Annotated in this window: 15 protein-coding genes and 1 pseudogene; 7 read left to right on the top strand and 9 right to left on the bottom strand. The window is 60.0% G+C overall.

Features of this window, described 5'->3' with window-relative positions; translation table 11 throughout:
• From P0O24_RS09010 to P0O24_RS08985, 6 genes and pseudogenes are all read right to left on the bottom strand, one after another.
• Positions 1-469 (bottom strand): annotated as a pseudogene (locus P0O24_RS09010) (transposase); the annotation flags it as partial.
• A gap of 280 nt (positions 470-749) precedes the next feature.
• Complete coding sequence (locus tag P0O24_RS09005; RefSeq protein ID WP_316969419.1) at positions 750-2,654, bottom strand: GNAT family N-acetyltransferase; 1,905 nt, start codon at positions 2,652-2,654, stop codon at positions 750-752.
• 63 nt (positions 2,655-2,717) lie between these two features.
• Entirely contained in the window at positions 2,718-4,358 is a 1,641-nt protein-coding gene (locus P0O24_RS09000; protein WP_316969418.1) for a potassium channel family protein, read from the bottom strand.
• A 40-nt stretch (positions 4,359-4,398) separates the two neighbouring features.
• Complete coding sequence (gene rlmJ, locus P0O24_RS08995; RefSeq protein WP_316969417.1) at positions 4,399-5,193, bottom strand: 23S rRNA (adenine(2030)-N(6))-methyltransferase RlmJ; 795 nt, start codon at positions 5,191-5,193, stop codon at positions 4,399-4,401.
• 198 nt (positions 5,194-5,391) lie between these two features.
• Positions 5,392-6,465 carry a PDDEXK family nuclease gene (locus tag P0O24_RS08990; protein ID WP_316969416.1) on the bottom strand — a complete coding sequence of 358 codons (1,074 nt, stop codon included), beginning with the start codon at positions 6,463-6,465 and terminating at the stop codon, positions 5,392-5,394.
• A gap of 45 nt (positions 6,466-6,510) precedes the next feature.
• On the bottom strand, positions 6,511-7,200 hold the full coding sequence (locus tag P0O24_RS08985; RefSeq protein ID WP_316969415.1) for a HisA/HisF-related TIM barrel protein: 690 nt from the start codon (positions 7,198-7,200) through the stop codon (positions 6,511-6,513).
• Between the two features lie 27 nt (positions 7,201-7,227).
• Between P0O24_RS08985 and P0O24_RS08980 the strand changes: the two genes are divergently transcribed.
• The gene (locus P0O24_RS08980) at positions 7,228-7,929 is read left to right on the top strand and encodes a (5-formylfuran-3-yl)methyl phosphate synthase (RefSeq protein WP_316969414.1); all 702 of its coding nucleotides are present in this window, start codon (positions 7,228-7,230) and stop codon (positions 7,927-7,929) included.
• A gap of 7 nt (positions 7,930-7,936) precedes the next feature.
• On the opposite strand, the gene serA is transcribed toward P0O24_RS08980, so the two are convergent.
• The 3 genes from serA to P0O24_RS08965 form a co-directional block, all read right to left on the bottom strand.
• Positions 7,937-9,508 (bottom strand): phosphoglycerate dehydrogenase, encoded by a 1,572-nt coding sequence (gene serA / locus P0O24_RS08975; protein WP_316969413.1) that lies wholly within the window; start codon positions 9,506-9,508, stop codon positions 7,937-7,939.
• 229 nt (positions 9,509-9,737) lie between these two features.
• Positions 9,738-10,109, bottom strand: coding sequence for a DUF120 domain-containing protein (locus tag P0O24_RS08970; protein ID WP_316969412.1), 372 nt, complete (start codon positions 10,107-10,109; stop codon positions 9,738-9,740).
• Positions 10,110-10,262: 153 nt separating this feature from the next.
• The gene (locus P0O24_RS08965) at positions 10,263-11,483 is read right to left on the bottom strand and encodes a proteasome-activating nucleotidase (protein WP_316969411.1); all 1,221 of its coding nucleotides are present in this window, start codon (positions 11,481-11,483) and stop codon (positions 10,263-10,265) included.
• A 59-nt stretch (positions 11,484-11,542) separates the two neighbouring features.
• Between P0O24_RS08965 and P0O24_RS08960 the strand changes: the two genes are divergently transcribed.
• The 6 genes from P0O24_RS08960 to P0O24_RS08935 all read left to right on the top strand — a co-directional run bounded on the left by P0O24_RS08960 (position 11,543) and on the right by P0O24_RS08935 (position 16,796).
• Positions 11,543-12,028 carry a multiprotein bridging factor aMBF1 gene (locus tag P0O24_RS08960; protein WP_316969410.1) on the top strand — a complete coding sequence of 162 codons (486 nt, stop codon included), beginning with the start codon at positions 11,543-11,545 and terminating at the stop codon, positions 12,026-12,028.
• A complete protein-coding gene (locus P0O24_RS08955; RefSeq protein ID WP_316969409.1) occupies positions 12,025-12,606 on the top strand; it encodes an L-threonylcarbamoyladenylate synthase in 582 nt (193 codons plus the stop codon). Before P0O24_RS08960 ends, P0O24_RS08955 begins: the two co-directional genes overlap by 4 nt.
• Complete coding sequence (locus P0O24_RS08950) at positions 12,603-13,532, top strand: nucleotidyltransferase domain-containing protein (protein WP_316969408.1); 930 nt, start codon at positions 12,603-12,605, stop codon at positions 13,530-13,532. The genes P0O24_RS08955 and P0O24_RS08950 overlap by 4 nt, the downstream gene beginning before the upstream one ends.
• Positions 13,496-14,299, top strand: a complete 804-nt coding sequence (locus P0O24_RS08945) for a hypothetical protein (protein ID WP_316969407.1) — start codon at positions 13,496-13,498, stop codon at positions 14,297-14,299. The genes P0O24_RS08950 and P0O24_RS08945 overlap by 37 nt, the downstream gene beginning before the upstream one ends.
• Positions 14,300-14,363: 64 nt before the next feature.
• Positions 14,364-15,899, top strand: a complete 1,536-nt coding sequence (locus tag P0O24_RS08940) for an AMP phosphorylase (RefSeq protein ID WP_316969406.1) — start codon at positions 14,364-14,366, stop codon at positions 15,897-15,899.
• Positions 15,900-15,947: 48 nt separating this feature from the next.
• Positions 15,948-16,796, top strand: coding sequence for an arginase family protein (locus P0O24_RS08935; RefSeq protein ID WP_316969405.1), 849 nt, complete (start codon positions 15,948-15,950; stop codon positions 16,794-16,796).
• Positions 16,797-16,803: the final 7 nt, after the last annotated feature.

Here is a 16,803-nt window from a genome sequence, read left to right as displayed (position 1 = left end):
CATCGTAGTGGACAGCCCGGATGTCATCAACCTCTGAATGTTTATATTGTTCTAAAGCGTGCCGTATCAGATTTCGGATGGTATCCTTACTGCGAGGGATCAAGAAATTGAATATCGATTCTATCCCTTCGTATGAGACGTGGTGGTGTCTCAAGATCTGGCACATCTCAGAGATGACACCAAGAATCTGACCTATGAGATCGTCCCAGAAGCTGCCGTCCTCGGTAATAGTTTTCCGACAAGATGGACAGAGATATCTGCCCAATTTGACAGTTCCAAGATGCGATTTATGCCGAGTGTTGGCGCCGTTGTGGACCATTTGAGTGCCGCAATCGGGACACTTCGGCGGTGAGGCTTTACGAAATACTCCTTTTGCAGTAAACTCAAAGTCGTCGGGATAAGCGGCAAAGATCTCGGAAAGCCTGTTGCGATACGGAAAATTTATCAGGTTTAGGTGTATTCGGGTCATAGGAGGGTACCACTGGGTACTTCATCTCAGAAGATTAAAAAACTTTTGGGAAGGGGTATCCAGCCTCCAACTTCATCACTGGAAAAGTAGATTGTGCCCATAGCCTTACTGCGGAATGCCGGGTTCAAGACCGTATGACTGCCGAGGAAGTACTGTTAAGCGTCTTGGGTACTATGGAAACACTCTAAGCGAATAGTACTTCCCATTTCTTTTTACTGTTTTTTAATTATTCATCGAAGGCCACACAGAAGACTGCTAAATTTTTCAAAATTTTATCCCCTCACACCTCCCGAAACCTCATCCTCATCTCGAAGACCCCCTCCTCCCTCCTCTTCTCGATCTCAAAGCCCATCCCCTCGAAGAGAGCCATCATCGGCCGGTTGGTGACCAGGACCTCGGCGGAGAAGCCCAGGAGCCCCTGCCTCTTCGCGAGGTAGGTGAGGTAGGAGAGGAGCTCGCCTCCGACCCCCTTGCCCTGGAAGTCGTCGCGGACCACTAAAGCGACCTCGGCGGTGTGCATATCGGGGTTGAGGCTGTACTGGCCGACGCCGACGACCGTCTCCTGCTCGCGTTCCTCCTCGACGATCGCGAGGATCACCATATCCCTCGAATAGTCGACGGCGACGAACTCCTGCCTCACCTCCCGGGGGACGTTCCTCCTCGCCGATATGAACCTGGTGTAGAGGCTCTCGTCGGAGAGGCTGTAGAAGAAATCCTTGATCAGCGGCTCGTCGCTGATCCTGACGGGTCGCAGGAGGATATCGAGGCCCTGGCCAGAACGGGTCGTCCGATGGATGGCGAGGTGCTCGGGGTACTCGCCGCCCTTTCCGGGGATGAAGGGCTGGTCCTGGTAGATCAAATTCAGCCTCTTTGCCTCCTCGATCAGCCAGGGCTGAAAGTCCGGATGGGCGATCGCTATCAGGTCCATCGCCCGCTCCCGGATGTTTTTGCCCTGGAGGTAGGCGATCCCCCGCTCGGTGACGACATACTGAACGTCCCCACGCGTCAGGGTGACCCCCGATCCGGGGGAGAGGGCGGGAACGATCCGGGAGACGATGCCGCCGAGGGCCGTCGACGGGAGGGCGAGGATCGACTTTCCGCCCGGTGCCAGAAGGGCGCCCCGCATGAAGTCCGCCTGCCCCCCGATCCCGCTGTAGAAGGTGCTGCCTAGGGACTCGGCGGTGGCCTGCCCCGTCAGGTCGATCTCCATGGCGCTGTTGATGGCGGTCATCCTCTTGATCTTCGATATGATCAGGGGGTTATTGGTGTAGTCGATCGTCTTGAACTCGACCGACGGGTTGTCGTCGAGGTACTCGTAGGTCTCGGCCCTCCCCATGCAGAAGGAGGCGACGGTCTTTCCCCGATCGATCGATTTTCTGGAGTTGTCGACGACCCCTGACTTCATCAATTCCACGATCCCGTCGGTGAGAAGCTCGGTGTGAATCCCGAGGTGCTTTTTCTTGTGAAGGTGGGATAGGAGGGCGTTGGGGGCGTAGCCGTACCCCACCTGGATCGTCGATCCGTCCTCGATGATCCTTGCGACGTAGGAGGCGATCTTCGCGGCGGTGTCGGAGACGTCCGCGGGCCGGTACTCCAGGAGCGGCTCGTCGTAAGGGACGAGATAGTCCACCTCCTCGACGCTGATGAAGCCGTCCCCGTGGATCCGGGGCATGAACCGGTTGACCTGGGCGATGACGAGGGGCGCCATCTCCAGGGCGGCCTTGACGATGTCGACGGAGACCCCCAGGCTCATGTATCCGTGGTCGTCGGGGGGCGAGGTCTGGACGAGGGCGACGTCGATGGGGGTGATCTCGCGGCGGAACAGATCGGGGACCTGGGATAGGAAGATGGGGGTGTAGTCGGCCGCCCCCCGGTTGACGGCATCTCTTGTGCTGTCGCCGATGAAGAAGGAGTCGAGACGGAAGTTGTCCGCCAGCTTCTCATCGGCGTAGGGGGCGACGCCCAGGGACCAGACGTGGATCACCTCCGCCTCGAAGAAGGCCTTGGGGTTGCTTTTTACGTAATCGACGAGGGCCTTGAGGAGGAACTGGGGCTCGCCGCAGCCGGTGCCGATGAATATCCGGTCGCCGGGGTGGATATTCCTGAATATGGCGGGAAGGCTCGCGAACTTCTTGGGCCAGACCTCCCTCTCCCGCTCGTAATTCGAGTCGTACCCCTCTTTCATTTGATCATCTCCATCTTCCATTCCTTCTGGTTTCCCTCTGCTCTCCTCCGGGTCCCTCTGCCTTCATCTCAGAGGGTTGCGCCATCGGTAGCGTCGGCTGAACTTCTCTATGCTCTCGAAGCTCCCGATCACCGCGAGGAGGTCTCCCCTCTCCACCACAGTATCAGGGCCGACGGCCAGGATTCCTCGCCCATCCCTCTCGATGGCCGCCACGGTGCAGCCAAATTTTTTCTGAAGGTTCAGCTCCCCGAGGCTCTTCCCGACGAGCCTCGACCCAAAGCCCACGCGAAACCGGGCCATCTCCAGCTCCTCGTAGATCATGGTGAACTCCTCCTCCTCCTGCCTCTGGGCGATCCTGGCGAGCATCTGGCTTGCTACGATTGGTACCGAGGCGACGTAGTCGGCTCCGGCCCGGTAGATCTTCTCCGCCGAGCTGATGTGGTTTGCTCTCGCCACGATGAAGGCGTCGCCGTTGAGGTTCCTTGCGAGTAGGGTGGCGAAGACAACGTCAGAGTCATCGTTCAGCATTATCAGTACCGCGACGGCCTCCTTGGCCCCCGACTTCACCAGGACCTCCTCGGTGGTGCCGTCTCCTGCGACGTGCCTGAAGCAGACGTCGCATAGCTCCCTTTTATCCACCACCGAGGGGGATACCCCCCGCTCGGAGAGGACCTTGACGATCCGCCTTCCCACGTCGCCGTAACCGATCAGCATCAACGGCCCCTCCCGAGGGGGCCCGAAGGTTAGCTCCCTCAGCCGGTCCAGGGACTCGGCCACCCCCAGCGCCATCAGCACCGAATGGGACCTGATCACCTCCTCTCCCGGGATCGAGACGAAACTCCCCTTCTGCCACATCCCCACCACCCTTGCGCCCGTCTCTATCAGGACAGGGTCGCGAACCTCCTTTCCTATCAGGGGGCTTCCAGGGTAGATGGGAAGCTCTACCAGAACGCCGCCGAAGAGCTTGACTGCCCCGGGAAAGACCCCCTTTCTGGGGGGCGAGGTGATCTGGGCTATGAAGGTTCCAAGAAGGCTCTTCGGCGATATGATCCTACTAGCTCCCGCATAGCTGAGGAACCGCGCCTTCGCCAGATCTTCGGCCAGGGCCACCACCACCACGTCCGAGATCTCCCGAACCGTAAGGGCTATCTCGGCGTTCCTCTCGTCCCTCTCGTTCGCGATGAGGAGCCTGGCGGACTGGATGTTGGCGCTCGCTAGGACCCCCTTTTCGGCCGGGTCCCCCCATATCACCTGATACCTCTTGCTGATCTTGCGAGCCGTCTCCTCCGACCTCTCTATCACCAGAAAGGGGACCGTCTGTCTTTGGAAGATCTCCGCCAGAGCCTCGACTATCGGGTTGTAGCCGCAGATTATGATGTGATCTCTCATCTTCGGCGGGGCTTTTGATGGCAGCTCGTGGCTCAGCCGTTCAAGCCCCGGGGTGACGATCAGGGGCAGGGCCACGGCGAAGAGGATGAATATCCCTGAGAGGCCTACGATGGAGCTGAAGATCCTTCCGGCGAGGCTCTCGAAGACCACGTCTCCGTACCCCACAGTGGTCATAGTGGTGATCACCCAGTAGACAGCGGTCACCGTATCGGCGTTATCGAGCTGCCCCTCGCAGCTCATCAGCTCCATGAAGACCACGCCGTAGAGGGCGACCAGGAGGAGAGCCGCCAGGACGTAACAGAAGACTCTTCGCAAGAGCAATGACCCCCTCGGGTATAAGTAGGATCGATATACGTTAAAAAGATTCTGACATTCGTCCCGCAACCTTGGGGAGATCTATTTCGATCCTCCCAAGCTCCTCGATGAGGTCGTCGATCTTTTGGTCCAAGAAGCCTCCTTCATCCCAGGCGAGGACCATCGCGGCCCCCTTCATCGGGCCGCAGACGAGGCCCGCCTCCTCAAAGCGAAGGGCAAACTCTCGATGGTTGCAGGCCGGTCTCGCCCCCGCCTCCGGGCCGAGGACCTGCCATGAGAGGACGACCCACCCCGCCGCAGCAGACCTCGATATCAGATCTCGAACGAGGGTGGCGTCGTCTCTCTCGACATAGGGCGAGTCGACGAGAAGGAGCGCAGCCTCGTCGAGATCGCGTGTCAGCCTGCTAGCGCCAGAAAAACCGTCGCCGATATGAAAATTGATCTTCAGGCTCCGGCCTTTCTCAACAGATCTCCAGGCCTCTTCAACCTCGGGGCTCGTATCCCACAGCTCCGCCCGGAGGGCGAAGCCGCGCCGCCTCGCAAGCTCCAGGACGATGGCCGCTGACCCCGGATACCGCTCCAGCCGGTGAGGGTTCAAGGCGGCCACGATTTGAAAGTAGGGACTGGCCGCCAGCTCGTCCCGGACAGGCCAGAGCCGGCCGACCCCCCCTTCCCACTCCCCGCCGGGACGGAGCTGGTATTCGGGGCGTCCTGCGTGGCTCTCGACGTAGACCCGGACTCCGGCCGCCAGGAGCCTGTCGGCGACTTCAGCCAGGATGAGGTGCTTCCATACGTCACCGGCATTTCCGGCGTGGCGGAGGTGGTCGTAGACCATGGGTCCCTATAAGGCCGCCATATCTGATAAAGATCGTGGAGGGGGCGGAGGAGATGGGGGGGGCCTTTGATGGTGATCCGCCGGCTCCGTAGGCTACGCCATCATCTTATCGCCTCCAGGGGTATCGTCCCGCGGTGGACCGCCCTGGCGACGATGATTATCGGGACCATGCTCCAGGCCCTTTTTAACGATGTGAGTTTACTTTATCTTCAAGTTCGGCTGCATGAAGTTGAATTTCACTTCATAGAGCAAGACCTTCACTTGGGGTACCGCTTGAAGGGCATACAAGAGGTTTTCATCATTGGAGTGGGATATTATTAGCCCTTCCACTTGGTCACCGGAATTCGAATGATCGGTCTGGACCCACCCCATATACCGAAGGACTTGGCCGAGAGTCGTATCGGTGGACTGGTCGCGCTTTAGCTCCACCACAAGCCAACGTGGTTCGGTCCGATGCTTAGCCAAGAGATCAATCCTGCCGACTGGACAAGGAAATTCGTAACCTCTATCAGGATCGCCTTGCTCTTCATAAAGCTTCCATTCTTTTCCGAGTTCAGTGGCATCCCAATTATCTCTCAAGAATTCGTGAAGATGTCGCTCTAAGTAAAACCGCTGTTCTGGAGAGGCAGGCACGTCAGATATTTCAGGGAAACAAGATGGATCTTCGTCGTCTTCTGGATAGTCACCATAAACGTCCACTATATATTGCCCCAGGAGAGCATCCGATCCCCAAAGGTCGAGGTCCAGATCAGATGCCAGCTTGTTAAGAATCTCGTTGATCTGCTCATATTTTTCGCCGAAAGTTGTCCCACGGGCGAAAGAAGGCCAGATATTCAGCTTCTTCAGCGCCTCTTCTGACTTTCTGTTCCAGACACCGTATTGATCTGGGTGCGTGACAAGCAGAATCGCCGTCAAGATGGCCTTTCCCATACCCGGGACCATATCTACGGACTGATTGAGCCTTTGAGAAAAGGATTGGGTTTCGTCCTGAAGAACTGAAAATGCCTTGCGCAACAGGTCCATATCTTTGCAGATTTTGGACCCCATTCTATGCAACCCTGTCCAGTGACGATTATTTCGAAAAATTAAGAACTCTTTAAACTCCTCTTCACTCAGATTGCGCATATTTTCTGAAGCAAACACCGGTTGAAAGCGACTGAAAACTTCTTCCCGTGACTCTACAATTTTTGAGTATTCTGAGTCATAGATTTTGGCCCTGTTAAGCGTGCTTTTCAGTTGTTCAAGCGCGGTTTTATATGCCTCATCATCCATGGGAATTTGGTTTTCTACTTATTCCCTTTATACTGATCGGTCCGTCTACCTTATTTTCTCCAGGGGTATCGTCCCGCGGTGGACCGCCGTGGCGACGAGGGCGCCGGCGATCCCCAGATCCTCCAGTCGGTCGAGGTCCGAGGCATCTTTTACTCCGCCGCCGAGGAGGAGGGGATGGGCGGAGAGGTCGGCGGCCTTTCGGAGAAGGGGCTCATCGAGCCCTGCCGAGGTCCCCACCCGGTCCAGCGAGAGGAGGATGATCTCTTTGAGGGGGAGGGGGTTCAGCCTTCGGATCAGGTCGAGGGGGGAGACTCTGAGGGCGGGATCCCGGGCGAGGACGGCGCCCCCGAATAGATCGATGCTGACGACGACCTCTCGCTTAAAAGACGCCTCTTCGATGAAGTCGAAAGATCCCGTCTCCGTCCCCAGCACTGGCCTGCATCCGGCAGGGAGGAGGGCCAGCTCTTCGACCGACGAGATCCCGACGTCAGCCATCGTCTCCGCCTCCCGCGCGATCTCGCCGATCAGATCCAGGTTATCGCCGGTACCCATGATCCGATCGAGGTCGGCGACGTAGACCTCCTTCGGCCGCAGGAGGTCCAGGATCGCCAGGGGGTCGCAGGTCCTGACGATGGAGCTCGCCGTATCGATGGGGAGGTACCTCTCTCGCTCGCCCCGGAGGGCGTGGACCGCCGAACCGTTAAATAGGTCCAGGACAAAGACGCAGCGCGTCATGATTTCACAAGACGAGGAAGGGACGATATGAGGTTGTTGGTCAGTCCGATAAACGCCCCGGAGGCGGAGGCGGCGATGGCAGGGGGAGCAGACATCCTGGACGTCAAAAACCCCCGGGAGGGGTCCCTGGGGGCGAACTTCCCCTGGGTGATAAGGTCGGTCGCTGAGGTTTCTGGTGGAAGGGTCCCCGTCAGCGCCACCATCGGCGACTTCGACTACAAGCCCGGGACCGCCAGCCTCGCCGCCCTGGGAGCCGCATTCTCCGGCGCCGACTACATCAAGGTGGGGCTCCTCAAGATAAAAAACCGGGATGAGGCCGCGGATATGATCGGGAACATTTCGAGGGCTGTCAAGGAGTTCGATGGAGGAAAGAAGCTTGTCGCCGCCGCCTACTCCGACTGCGCTCGGGTCGGGTCGATCCCGCCGATGGAGCTGCCGGAGGTCGCCTGGGAGTGCGGGGCCGACGTGGTGATGGTCGACACCGCCATAAAGGACGGCATGACCACATTTCAGTTCATGAGCGAATCCCAGATTGGCGAGTTCATCTCGGCGGGCCACGACTTCGGGATGGAGGTGGCCATCGCGGGCACCATAAAGTTCGAGGACCTGGAACTTTTGAAGCGGGTCGATCCAGACATAATAGGAGTCCGGGGGGCGGTCTGCGGCGGCGATCGTTCCGGCGAGATAAAGGAGGAGCTGGTCAGAAGGATGAAGGCCGACCTCTCCTGAAGCTTTTTTATAATATTATCATCTTCGCCTTGCTGACCCCCGGGACCCTCGCCAGCCTCTTGAGCGTCTCGTCGGAGACGGGATGGTCGACGTTCAGGACCATGATCTGCTCGCCTCCCGAGGGCTTTCGGCCGACGTGCATTCCTCCGATGTTGATCTGGTCTTCGCCCAGGACGACGCAGCAGGGTCCGATGATGTTGGGCCGGTCCTCGTGGGTCGCCATGATCATGTACCCCTCGGTGGGGACGTAGACCCGGTACTCGTTGATCTGGACGATCCTCCCCTCGCTCTTGCCGTAGACGGTCCCGTAGACGGAGACCGACCCCTTCGGCCCCGAGAGGGTGAGGGTGACGAGGTTGCTGTAACCGTTGGTGGATTCGGTCCTGCTCTCGGTGAAGGCGATCCCGCATTCCTTCAGCTTCATCAGGGAGTTGACGAAGTTGGCGCTGTAGCCCAAGGCCTCGAGGAACCCCTTCACCGCCGATATGGTGACGGGCTTTATGTCCTTCTCGGCGACGGTCCCGCCGTAGACGATCTCCAGCTTCTCGTAGCCCTCCTCCCCAAGCTGGGCCGCGAGCCTTCCCATCTTCTCCACCAGGTCCATGTAGGGGCCCATCATCGCCATCGTCTCGGCGGATATGGCGGGCATGTTCAGGGCGTTGGGGGGCATCTCTCCTCTGGCCACCGCCAGGATCTGCTCTGCCACCGCCACCGCCACGTTCACCTGGGCCTCGGCGGTGGAGGCTCCCAGGTGGGGGGTCACTATGATCCCGGCCTGCTCCAGGAGGGGGTTATCCGTCGGCGGCTCCTTGGTGAAGACGTCGACGGCCGCCCCCGCGACCCTCCCTTCGGCGACGGCCCTCGCCAGGGCCTCCTCGTTGACGATCCCACCCCGGGCGCAGTTGATCAGCCTGACCCCGGGCTTCATCATATTCATCTCGTCCTCGTCGATGAGGTCCCTCGTCTCCTTGGTGAGGGGGGTGTGGACGGTGATGAAGTCGGACTCCCTGTAGATCTCCTCGAGGGTCCCAAGCCTGATCCCGAGGTCGGCGGCCTTCTCCTCGGTGACGAAGGGGTCGTAGGCGAGGATCCTCATCCCGAAGGACTTCATCCTGGTGGCGATCTCGGCCCCGATCCTCCCGAGGCCCACTATCCCCAGGGTCTTGTTGTAAAGCTCCACGCCGGTGTACTTCTTACGGTTCCACTCACCTGCCTTGAGGGAGCCGTTCGCCTGGGGGATGTTCCTCGCTAGAGAGAGGATCATGGCGATGGTGTGCTCCGCTGCCGAGATGGTGTTTCCGCCAGGGGTGTTGACGACGATGATCCCCTTCTTGGTGGCGGCGTCGATGTCGACGTTGTCCACTCCGACCCCCGCCCTCCCGATGACCTTCAATTTATCGGCGGCGGCGATCACCTCCGCCGTCACCTTCGTTCCGCTGCGGATGGCCAGGGCGTCGTAATCTTTGATTCTCTCTAACAGCTCTTCGGGGGAGAGGTTGGTGATGACGTCCACCTCCATCTCCGTCTCCAGCTTTCTTACGCCCTCTTCCGAGAGAGGGTCGCTGACAAGGACCTTCATGACATTCTCCTCCATCGACGTGCAGAGATGTACAGGCATTTTACCTTTTCGTCAAGATGATTGAAGGATGCGGCATAATGATGCAGAGGTTTGCACCTTTAGGACTTACGCAGTTGAACAAAAAACCAGTAGCATGAAGCACCAAACTGTCTAAAACACAATCTTCTTGACAGGCTCTCATGTGCTTGGTTTTGATTCTCAAGTGCGTAAGTCCTAACCTTCTTCACCGTCATCCGATGGCCACCACCACCACGTCCCCGTCCGATAGGCCCAGGGCCTCCCGGAGGTTGACGGGGGCTATGATCTCGATGAGGGTCGCTGGATAGCCCGTCCTCTCGGGGCGGACGATCGCCCCCTTCATCCCGCCTATCTCTGCAGGAAGGCACCTGCACCCGCCGAAGGACCTCCCCTCTTCGGAGAAGCCCTCGATCTCGATGGACTCGGAGTCGTCGAGGGTGAAGGGCTCGTCGAGCTTCAAATTCAGGGTCCCCGGCGACGGCGTGAATCCCAGCTTCTCGGAGAACTGCTTCGAGTACCCCTCCCTGGAGATGTAGTACTTTCCCTCCCCGAGGCCCGAGGCGACCTTCCCTCTGATCCTCATCCTCTCGCCTTCATCAGTGACCGAAGAAAACCCCTCCTCTGATCTGATATGGGGGCAGAATAAACGATATACAATCATCTCGAAGCCGAGGCGGGGCTTTGCGGCCGGCCCCGCCGATAAAAGTCGCGCTTCCTTCCAGCCCGCCGGGGACCATCAGGCGTACTGGCCGAAGGCGACCTCTGAGACCTCCTTCGTCGTATCGGCGTGGGAGTCGGCGATCTTAGACCGGGCCCGCTCGAAGTCCCTTTGGCAGACGACGTCCCTCTCCTCCCGGATCGCGAACATCCCCGCCTCCGTCGCCAGGGCCTTCAGATCTGCGCCGCTGGCCCCTTCGGCGGCCTCGGCGATCCTCTTGAGGTCGACGTCGGGATGGAGGTTCATGCAGGCTGTATGGATCGCCAGGATCGCACGCCTCCCCTCCCGGTTCGGCAGGGGGACGTATATCAGCCGGTCGAACCTGCCGGGGCGCAGGAGCGCCGGATCGAGCATGTCGGGCCTGTTGGTGGCGGCGATCAGCTTCACCTCCCCCCGGGGGTCGAAGCCGTCCATCTCCGCCAACAGCTGCATCAGGGTCCTCTGAACCTCCCGGTCGCCGCTCGTCGCCCCGTCCATCCTCCGGGAGCCGATGGCGTCGAGCTCGTCGACGAATATTATCGCAGGAGCCTTGCTCTGGGCGAGCTCGAAGAGCTCCCTCACCATCCTCGCACCCTCGCCGATGTACTTCTGGACGAGCTCGCTTCCCACCACCCGGAGGAAGGTCGCCTCGGTGCTGCAGGCGACCGCCTTCGCGAGGAGGGTCTTTCCGGTCCCGGGAGGGCCGTAGAGGAGGACCCCCTTGGGGGGCTCTATCCCCACCTTGACGAAGAGGTCGGGCCTCTTGAGGGGGAGCTCCACGATCTCCCTGATCTGGGAGATCTGATCTTCTAGCCCTCCGATCTGGCCGAAGTCGACGTTGGGAGCGTCCTCGATCTCCATCCCGAAGACCGCCGGGTCCCGGGATGAGGGGAGGGCGAACATGACAGAGAAGGACTGCTGGTTGAGGGCGACCCTGGTACCGGGCCGAAGCTCTCCTTCTATGAACTGGGATACGTTTACGACGAATCGGGGACCGGTGCTGCTCTTGACCACCACCCGGCTGTCGTCGAGGACGTCCAATATAGTCCCCACTATCAGAGGGCCGGTCCGGAGCCGCTCCAGCTCGCTTCTTAGCTTCCTCACCTCGCGCTCGAACTTGAGCTTCTGGTTCTCCATGACCCGCTTTTCGCCCTCCACCCGGTCCTTCTGCTCTCGAAGAGCAAGGTTTCTCTCCTCCAGCTGGCGCATCCTGTCCATCAGGTAGCGTGAAAAATCAGCGCCGACTCGCGATTCGTCCATGGGATCTCCAAAGCGTATTTAACGTTGACTGCTATTAAACTTTTCCGAGTTGAGCAAATATGCAGTGTGAGATATGCGGTACAGAGGTCTCCGGCAAGCCAAGACGGGTGGTGATCGACGGATCTGAACTTCAGGTCTGCAACAACTGCGCCCGGTTTGGAGAGGTCACAGACAAGTTTTCACCTGTGCCGAGGAAGATCATCCCCCAGGAGAGGGCCTTCAGGGCGCCGCCGAAGCCCAGGCCCCGTCGCGATGAGTTCAGGGAGATGCCCGAGATCGTCCCCGAATACGGCCGGATCGTAAAAGAGGGAAGGGAGGGGATGGACCTCACCCCCGAGGAGCTGGGGCTGAAGATCAAGGAGAAGGCATCCCTCATCAGGAAGATCGAGAGGCAGGAGATCGTCCCCGAGGACTCGGTGAGGATCAAGCTCGAGCGGGAGCTGAACGTAAAGCTGACAGACAAATTGAGCGACGAGGAATGGAGGGCGGGTAAAGGCGGACGCGGCCTCACCCTCGGCGACATCGCCTCCATCAAGAAGAGATGACGACGAGCGCAGCCCGGACGGCGAAGGTCCTGGCGCAAGGAGGAACCGTCGTCTATCCGACGGAGACGGTCTACGGGATAGGGGCTTCGGTCTATTTCTCCGAGGCGGTGGAGCGGGTCTTCGAGATCAAGGGCCGTCCCCGGAATATGCCCCTCTCGGTGGCGGTAGCCAGCTTCGATATGATGGGACGGGTCGCCCGGATAGGCGAAGAGGACCTCCCCATCCTCCGGAAGCTTTTGCCCGGTCCGGTCACCGTCCTCATCGAGAAGAGCGCATACCTCCCCGACAACGTCACCGCCGGATCGGATCGTGTGGGGATAAGGTTCCCGGACCATCCGGTGGCTCTGGAATTGATCGGCCTTGCAGGCCCCATCACCTCGACCTCCGCGAACCTCTCGGGCCGTCCGCCCCCCGCGAGCATCGAGGAGCTGGACCCGAATATCGCCGAGGCGGTCGACGTCGTCCTGGATGGGGGTAGGTCGCGGTTTGCGACCCCATCGACCCTCGTCGACCTGGCGGCCGGCATGGTGATCCGGGAGGGGGCGGGGATGGATAAGGTCCGGGAGGTCCTGGGATGAGGGCCAGGATCAGGGACTTCCTCGAGACCGTCGACGGCTGGATATTCGCCGTCGTCGACTACCACCACCCCGACGGCATCAGGTCGATCTTGAGGTACGTCCCCGACCCGGTAGGAGAGAGGGAGGCCGGAGGCGTAAGATACCGAAAGCTCGACTTTGAGGAGGCCTACGCCTTCCTCCGAAAGGAGAGGCAGGAGTACGTCCGGGACGTCCACGTCGTCCCCGAGGAGGACGTCCTCCGGCTCTTCAGGCCTGAGGAGGAGCTTTCCAAGGCGGCAGAACGGGATGAGAGGGTCGCAGAGATCGTCTCAGTCCTGAAAGCCGGCGGGGTCCCGGTGGAGAAGATGGGAATCACAGGCTCATTCCTGGTGGGGCTTGAGGGGCCGGCCTCCGACATAGATTTTCTCGTCCGCGGTAGGGAGTGGTGGCGGGCAAGGGACGTCATATCGGCTGCCAAGAGAGAGGACGGCAGGATCCGGGATCTGGACGAGGCGACCTGGGATAAGATATACAGAAAGAGGGTGCCGGAGATATGCCGGGACGAGTTCGTCCTCCACGAGAGGAGGAAGGGAAACCGGGGGGTGGTGGACGAGACCTACTTCGACCTCCTCTTCACCCGGGACTGGGACCAGATCGCCCCCCCATTCCCTCCGGGGGAGAAGGCGGGCAGGCGGAAGATCGATGCTGTAGTCCTGGATGCAAAGTTCGCCTTCGACAACCCCGCCGTCTACAAGATCGACCACCCCGAGATCTCCACGATCCTCTGCTACACCCACACCTACGCAGGCCAGGCCCTTCGGGGTGAGAGGATCGAGGCCGTGGGGGTCGTCGAGGAGACGAGGGAAGGCCCGAGGCTGGTGGTGGGAACGACGAGAGAGGCGAAAGGAGAGTGGATCCGATCTCTGACCCTTCTGGAGAGGGGCTAGCCAAGGTCGTTGAAGGGCTGAAGAAGGCCTGGAGGCTGGAGGTCGACGTGGATGTGGAGATCTCAGAGGAGCCCTTCGTCCTGGGAAGGACGGTCCACGAGGGGCAAGGCTATCGAATATACCTCTCGGAGCCCGAGCCCTACCCCCTCCTCCACGAGTTCTACCACGTCCTCTTCGAGGAGAAAGTGATGAAACGCCAGATCGGCCAGGGATGCGAGTTCTGCGGCAAGATCGTCTTTGAGATGATGAACGTCCTCGTCGATCTGGCGATAGAGCGGATCATATGCAGGACGGACAGGGAGATCTTTCCTGCCTACTTTCCGAGGGCGATGGAGAATCTGGAGATGATCGCAAGGTGCGGCGCCCTCTCCTTCGACCCCGCCAGGACCGTCTCCTACAACCTCTACCTCGAGACGGCGATAAGAGAGCTTTATCCGGAGATGAGGGACGACTACAACTTCTGGGAGAGGATCGACCTCTCCGGCGGATTGAGAGAAGGGGTCGATTCGGCGCTGGAGATCGCAGCCGTCTTCGTCCGGGAGAGACCTTCAACCTGGCGGGAGATATCAAGGGCTGCTGTGGACCTATCCTGGCCGATATTCGGGGCGGACGTCATGGTGATCGAGTCGAGGGAGGAGTATGGGATCGTCTGCAACACCGATCACATCGAGGCGAGGAGGAACGTATCGGAGATGATCGATAGCTTGAAGTCTTTATCCCGGGACTGGCGCAAGAGGGAAGATGCCGCGGGACGGAGAATTAGTTAAGGGTTGAGCTCCGATAGATGGAAGTTGGAAGGCACGAGAGAAGAGAGGAGAAGAGAGGTTCAACATGTTATTCCAGGTCAACCCCTTCGATATAGAGATCGGACAGTACAAGGTGATGCTGAACTTGGTCGACGCAAGAGAGCTGGGCATGAACCCCGCCGACCGGGTGCGGGTGAAGGCAAAAGGCGCCTCCTTCACCGCCATTCTGGACGTCACCACCCAGATGGTGGAGCCCGGGACGGTGGGGATCTTCACCGAAGCCCACCAGAAGATCGGGGAGGCGAAGGAGGTGGACATAGCCCCGGCCCCTAAGCCCGCCTCCATCAGCTACATCAAGAAGATGATGGACGAGGTGAACCTCACCGAGGACCAGATAAGAACGATCGTCCAGGACATCGTCGATAACAACTTGAGCGACATCGAGATCTCAGCCTACCTCACCACCCTCTACATAAGAAACTTCGACTCTCAGGAGACGGAGTGGCTGACGAGGGCGATGATCGATACCGGGGAGCGGATCCACTTCGACACCCATCCCGTGGTCGACAAGCACAGCATAGGAGGAGTTCCCGGAAACAAGGTCTCTTTGCTGGTGGTGCCCATCGTCGCAGCGGCAGGCCTTCTCATCCCCAAGACCAGCTCCCGGGCGATCACCGGGGCGGGGGGGACATCGGACCTGATGGAGATCCTCGCTCCCGTGGAGTTTTCCGCCGACGAGATCAAGGAGATTGCGGAATCGGTGGGCGGGATCCTCGCCTGGGGCGGGGCGACGAACATCGCCCCCGCCGACGACAAGCTGATAAAGGCCGAGTACGCCCTCAGCATCGACCCCTACAGCCAGATGCTCGCCTCCATCATGTCCAAGAAGGGGGCTGTGGGAGCCGACTCGGTGGTGATGGACATGCCTGTTGGGCCGGGGACGAAACTTCCGACGGCCGCCGACGGCAGGTCCATGGCAAAAGACCTCATCGACCTGGGGGATCGGCTGGGGATCAGGGTCGAGTGCGCCATGACCTTCGGCGGATCGCCTGTGGGAAGGACGGTGGGCCCCGCCCTGGAGGTGAAGGAGGCGCTCACCATGCTGGAGAGCGGCCAGGGGCCCAACAGCCTCCGGGAGAAGAGCCTGTCCCTCGCCGGAATCCTCCTGGAGATCGGGTGCACCGCCGGGATGGGGTGCGTCGCCGCCCGGGGCGAGGGGAGGGCGATGGCCGAGAGGATCCTCACCAGCGGCAAAGCCCACCAGAAGATGATGGAGATCATCGAGGCGCAAGGGGGCGATCCCGCCGTCAAGAGCGACGATATCGAGATCGGCGAATGCTCTCAGGACATCCACGCCCCGACGAACGGCTACATAATCTCCTTCGACAACAAGAGGATCGTCGAGATAGCGAGGAACGCCGGCGCACCCGCCGACAAGAAGGCAGGGGTCCTGATCCACAAGAAGATGGGTCAGGTGGTGAAGAAGGGAGAGCCTCTCTTGACGATATACTCCAGCAAAGACTGGGAGGTCCAGAGGGCGGCCAACGATACCCTTCGGGATATGCCGATAGTCGTCGAGGGGATGCTCCTGGAGAGGTATCCCAGGTACTCCCAGATCTAGCGGCAGAGATGGGAACGTTTTATAAGGTCGATGGGAGAGCTAACCCTCATGAAGGTAGCCGTCATCTATCACGAGGATTTCGGGTCGAAGGGGCACAGCGTCCTCAGGCCCCGGATAAAACCCTCTTTTGAAGCCCTGAGGAGATCGGGGCTTCTCGAAGGGGAGGACGTCCAGGTCTTTTCGGCCGAGGCCGCACCCCTCTCCCTCGTCGAGAGGGCCCATACCCCGGAGCATATGGAAGCCATGAAGGCCGAGTCCTACAACCGGATGTACCATGACGTCGCCCTCCTCTCAGTGGGGTCGGTCCTCAAGGCCTCGGAGATGGTGGCGAAGGGCGAGGCTGAGAGGAGCTTCGCCTACACCGGGACCGCCGGCCACCACGCCAGCCCCGGCAGCTGCTGGGGGTTCTGCTACTATAACGACGTCGCCATCGCCATATCGAACCTCCGGGATATGGGCCTTGAGAGGTTTCTGATCGTCGACGTCGACCCCCACTTCGGGGACGGGACGAGGAACTTCTTCGGCGACGACCCAGACGTCTACCACGTCAACTTCAACCACCAGGAGAGCTCGAACTTCGACGATAAGAGGAGGAACCACGACATAGGGATCGGCTTTGACGCCGATGACGAGACGTTCCTGAGGGTGCTATCCGCCGCCATGGATATGGCCAAGGAATTCGACTTTCAGATCTGCTTTGTCATATTCGGCCACGACTCCCACGCCGATGACTACGGCGGCTTCGAGCTTTCCAGCGCCGTCTACCCCAAGATGGCGAGGATCATAAAGGAGGCCTGTGGCGAGAGGGGGATCGTATTCGTCCTCAGCGGCGGGTCGGTCCCCGACGTCGCCTCGAAGGCGATACCAGAAGTGATAGCGGTCCTGGCGGGGAGGTGATCGGCGG

Source organism: Candidatus Methanocrinis alkalitolerans, assembly GCF_029167205.1.
Classification (GTDB): Archaea; Halobacteriota; Methanosarcinia; order Methanotrichales; family Methanotrichaceae; genus Methanocrinis; species Methanocrinis alkalitolerans.
Note: the sequence above shows the minus strand (reverse complement) of the source record. Positions and strands in the feature narration are given on the sequence as shown.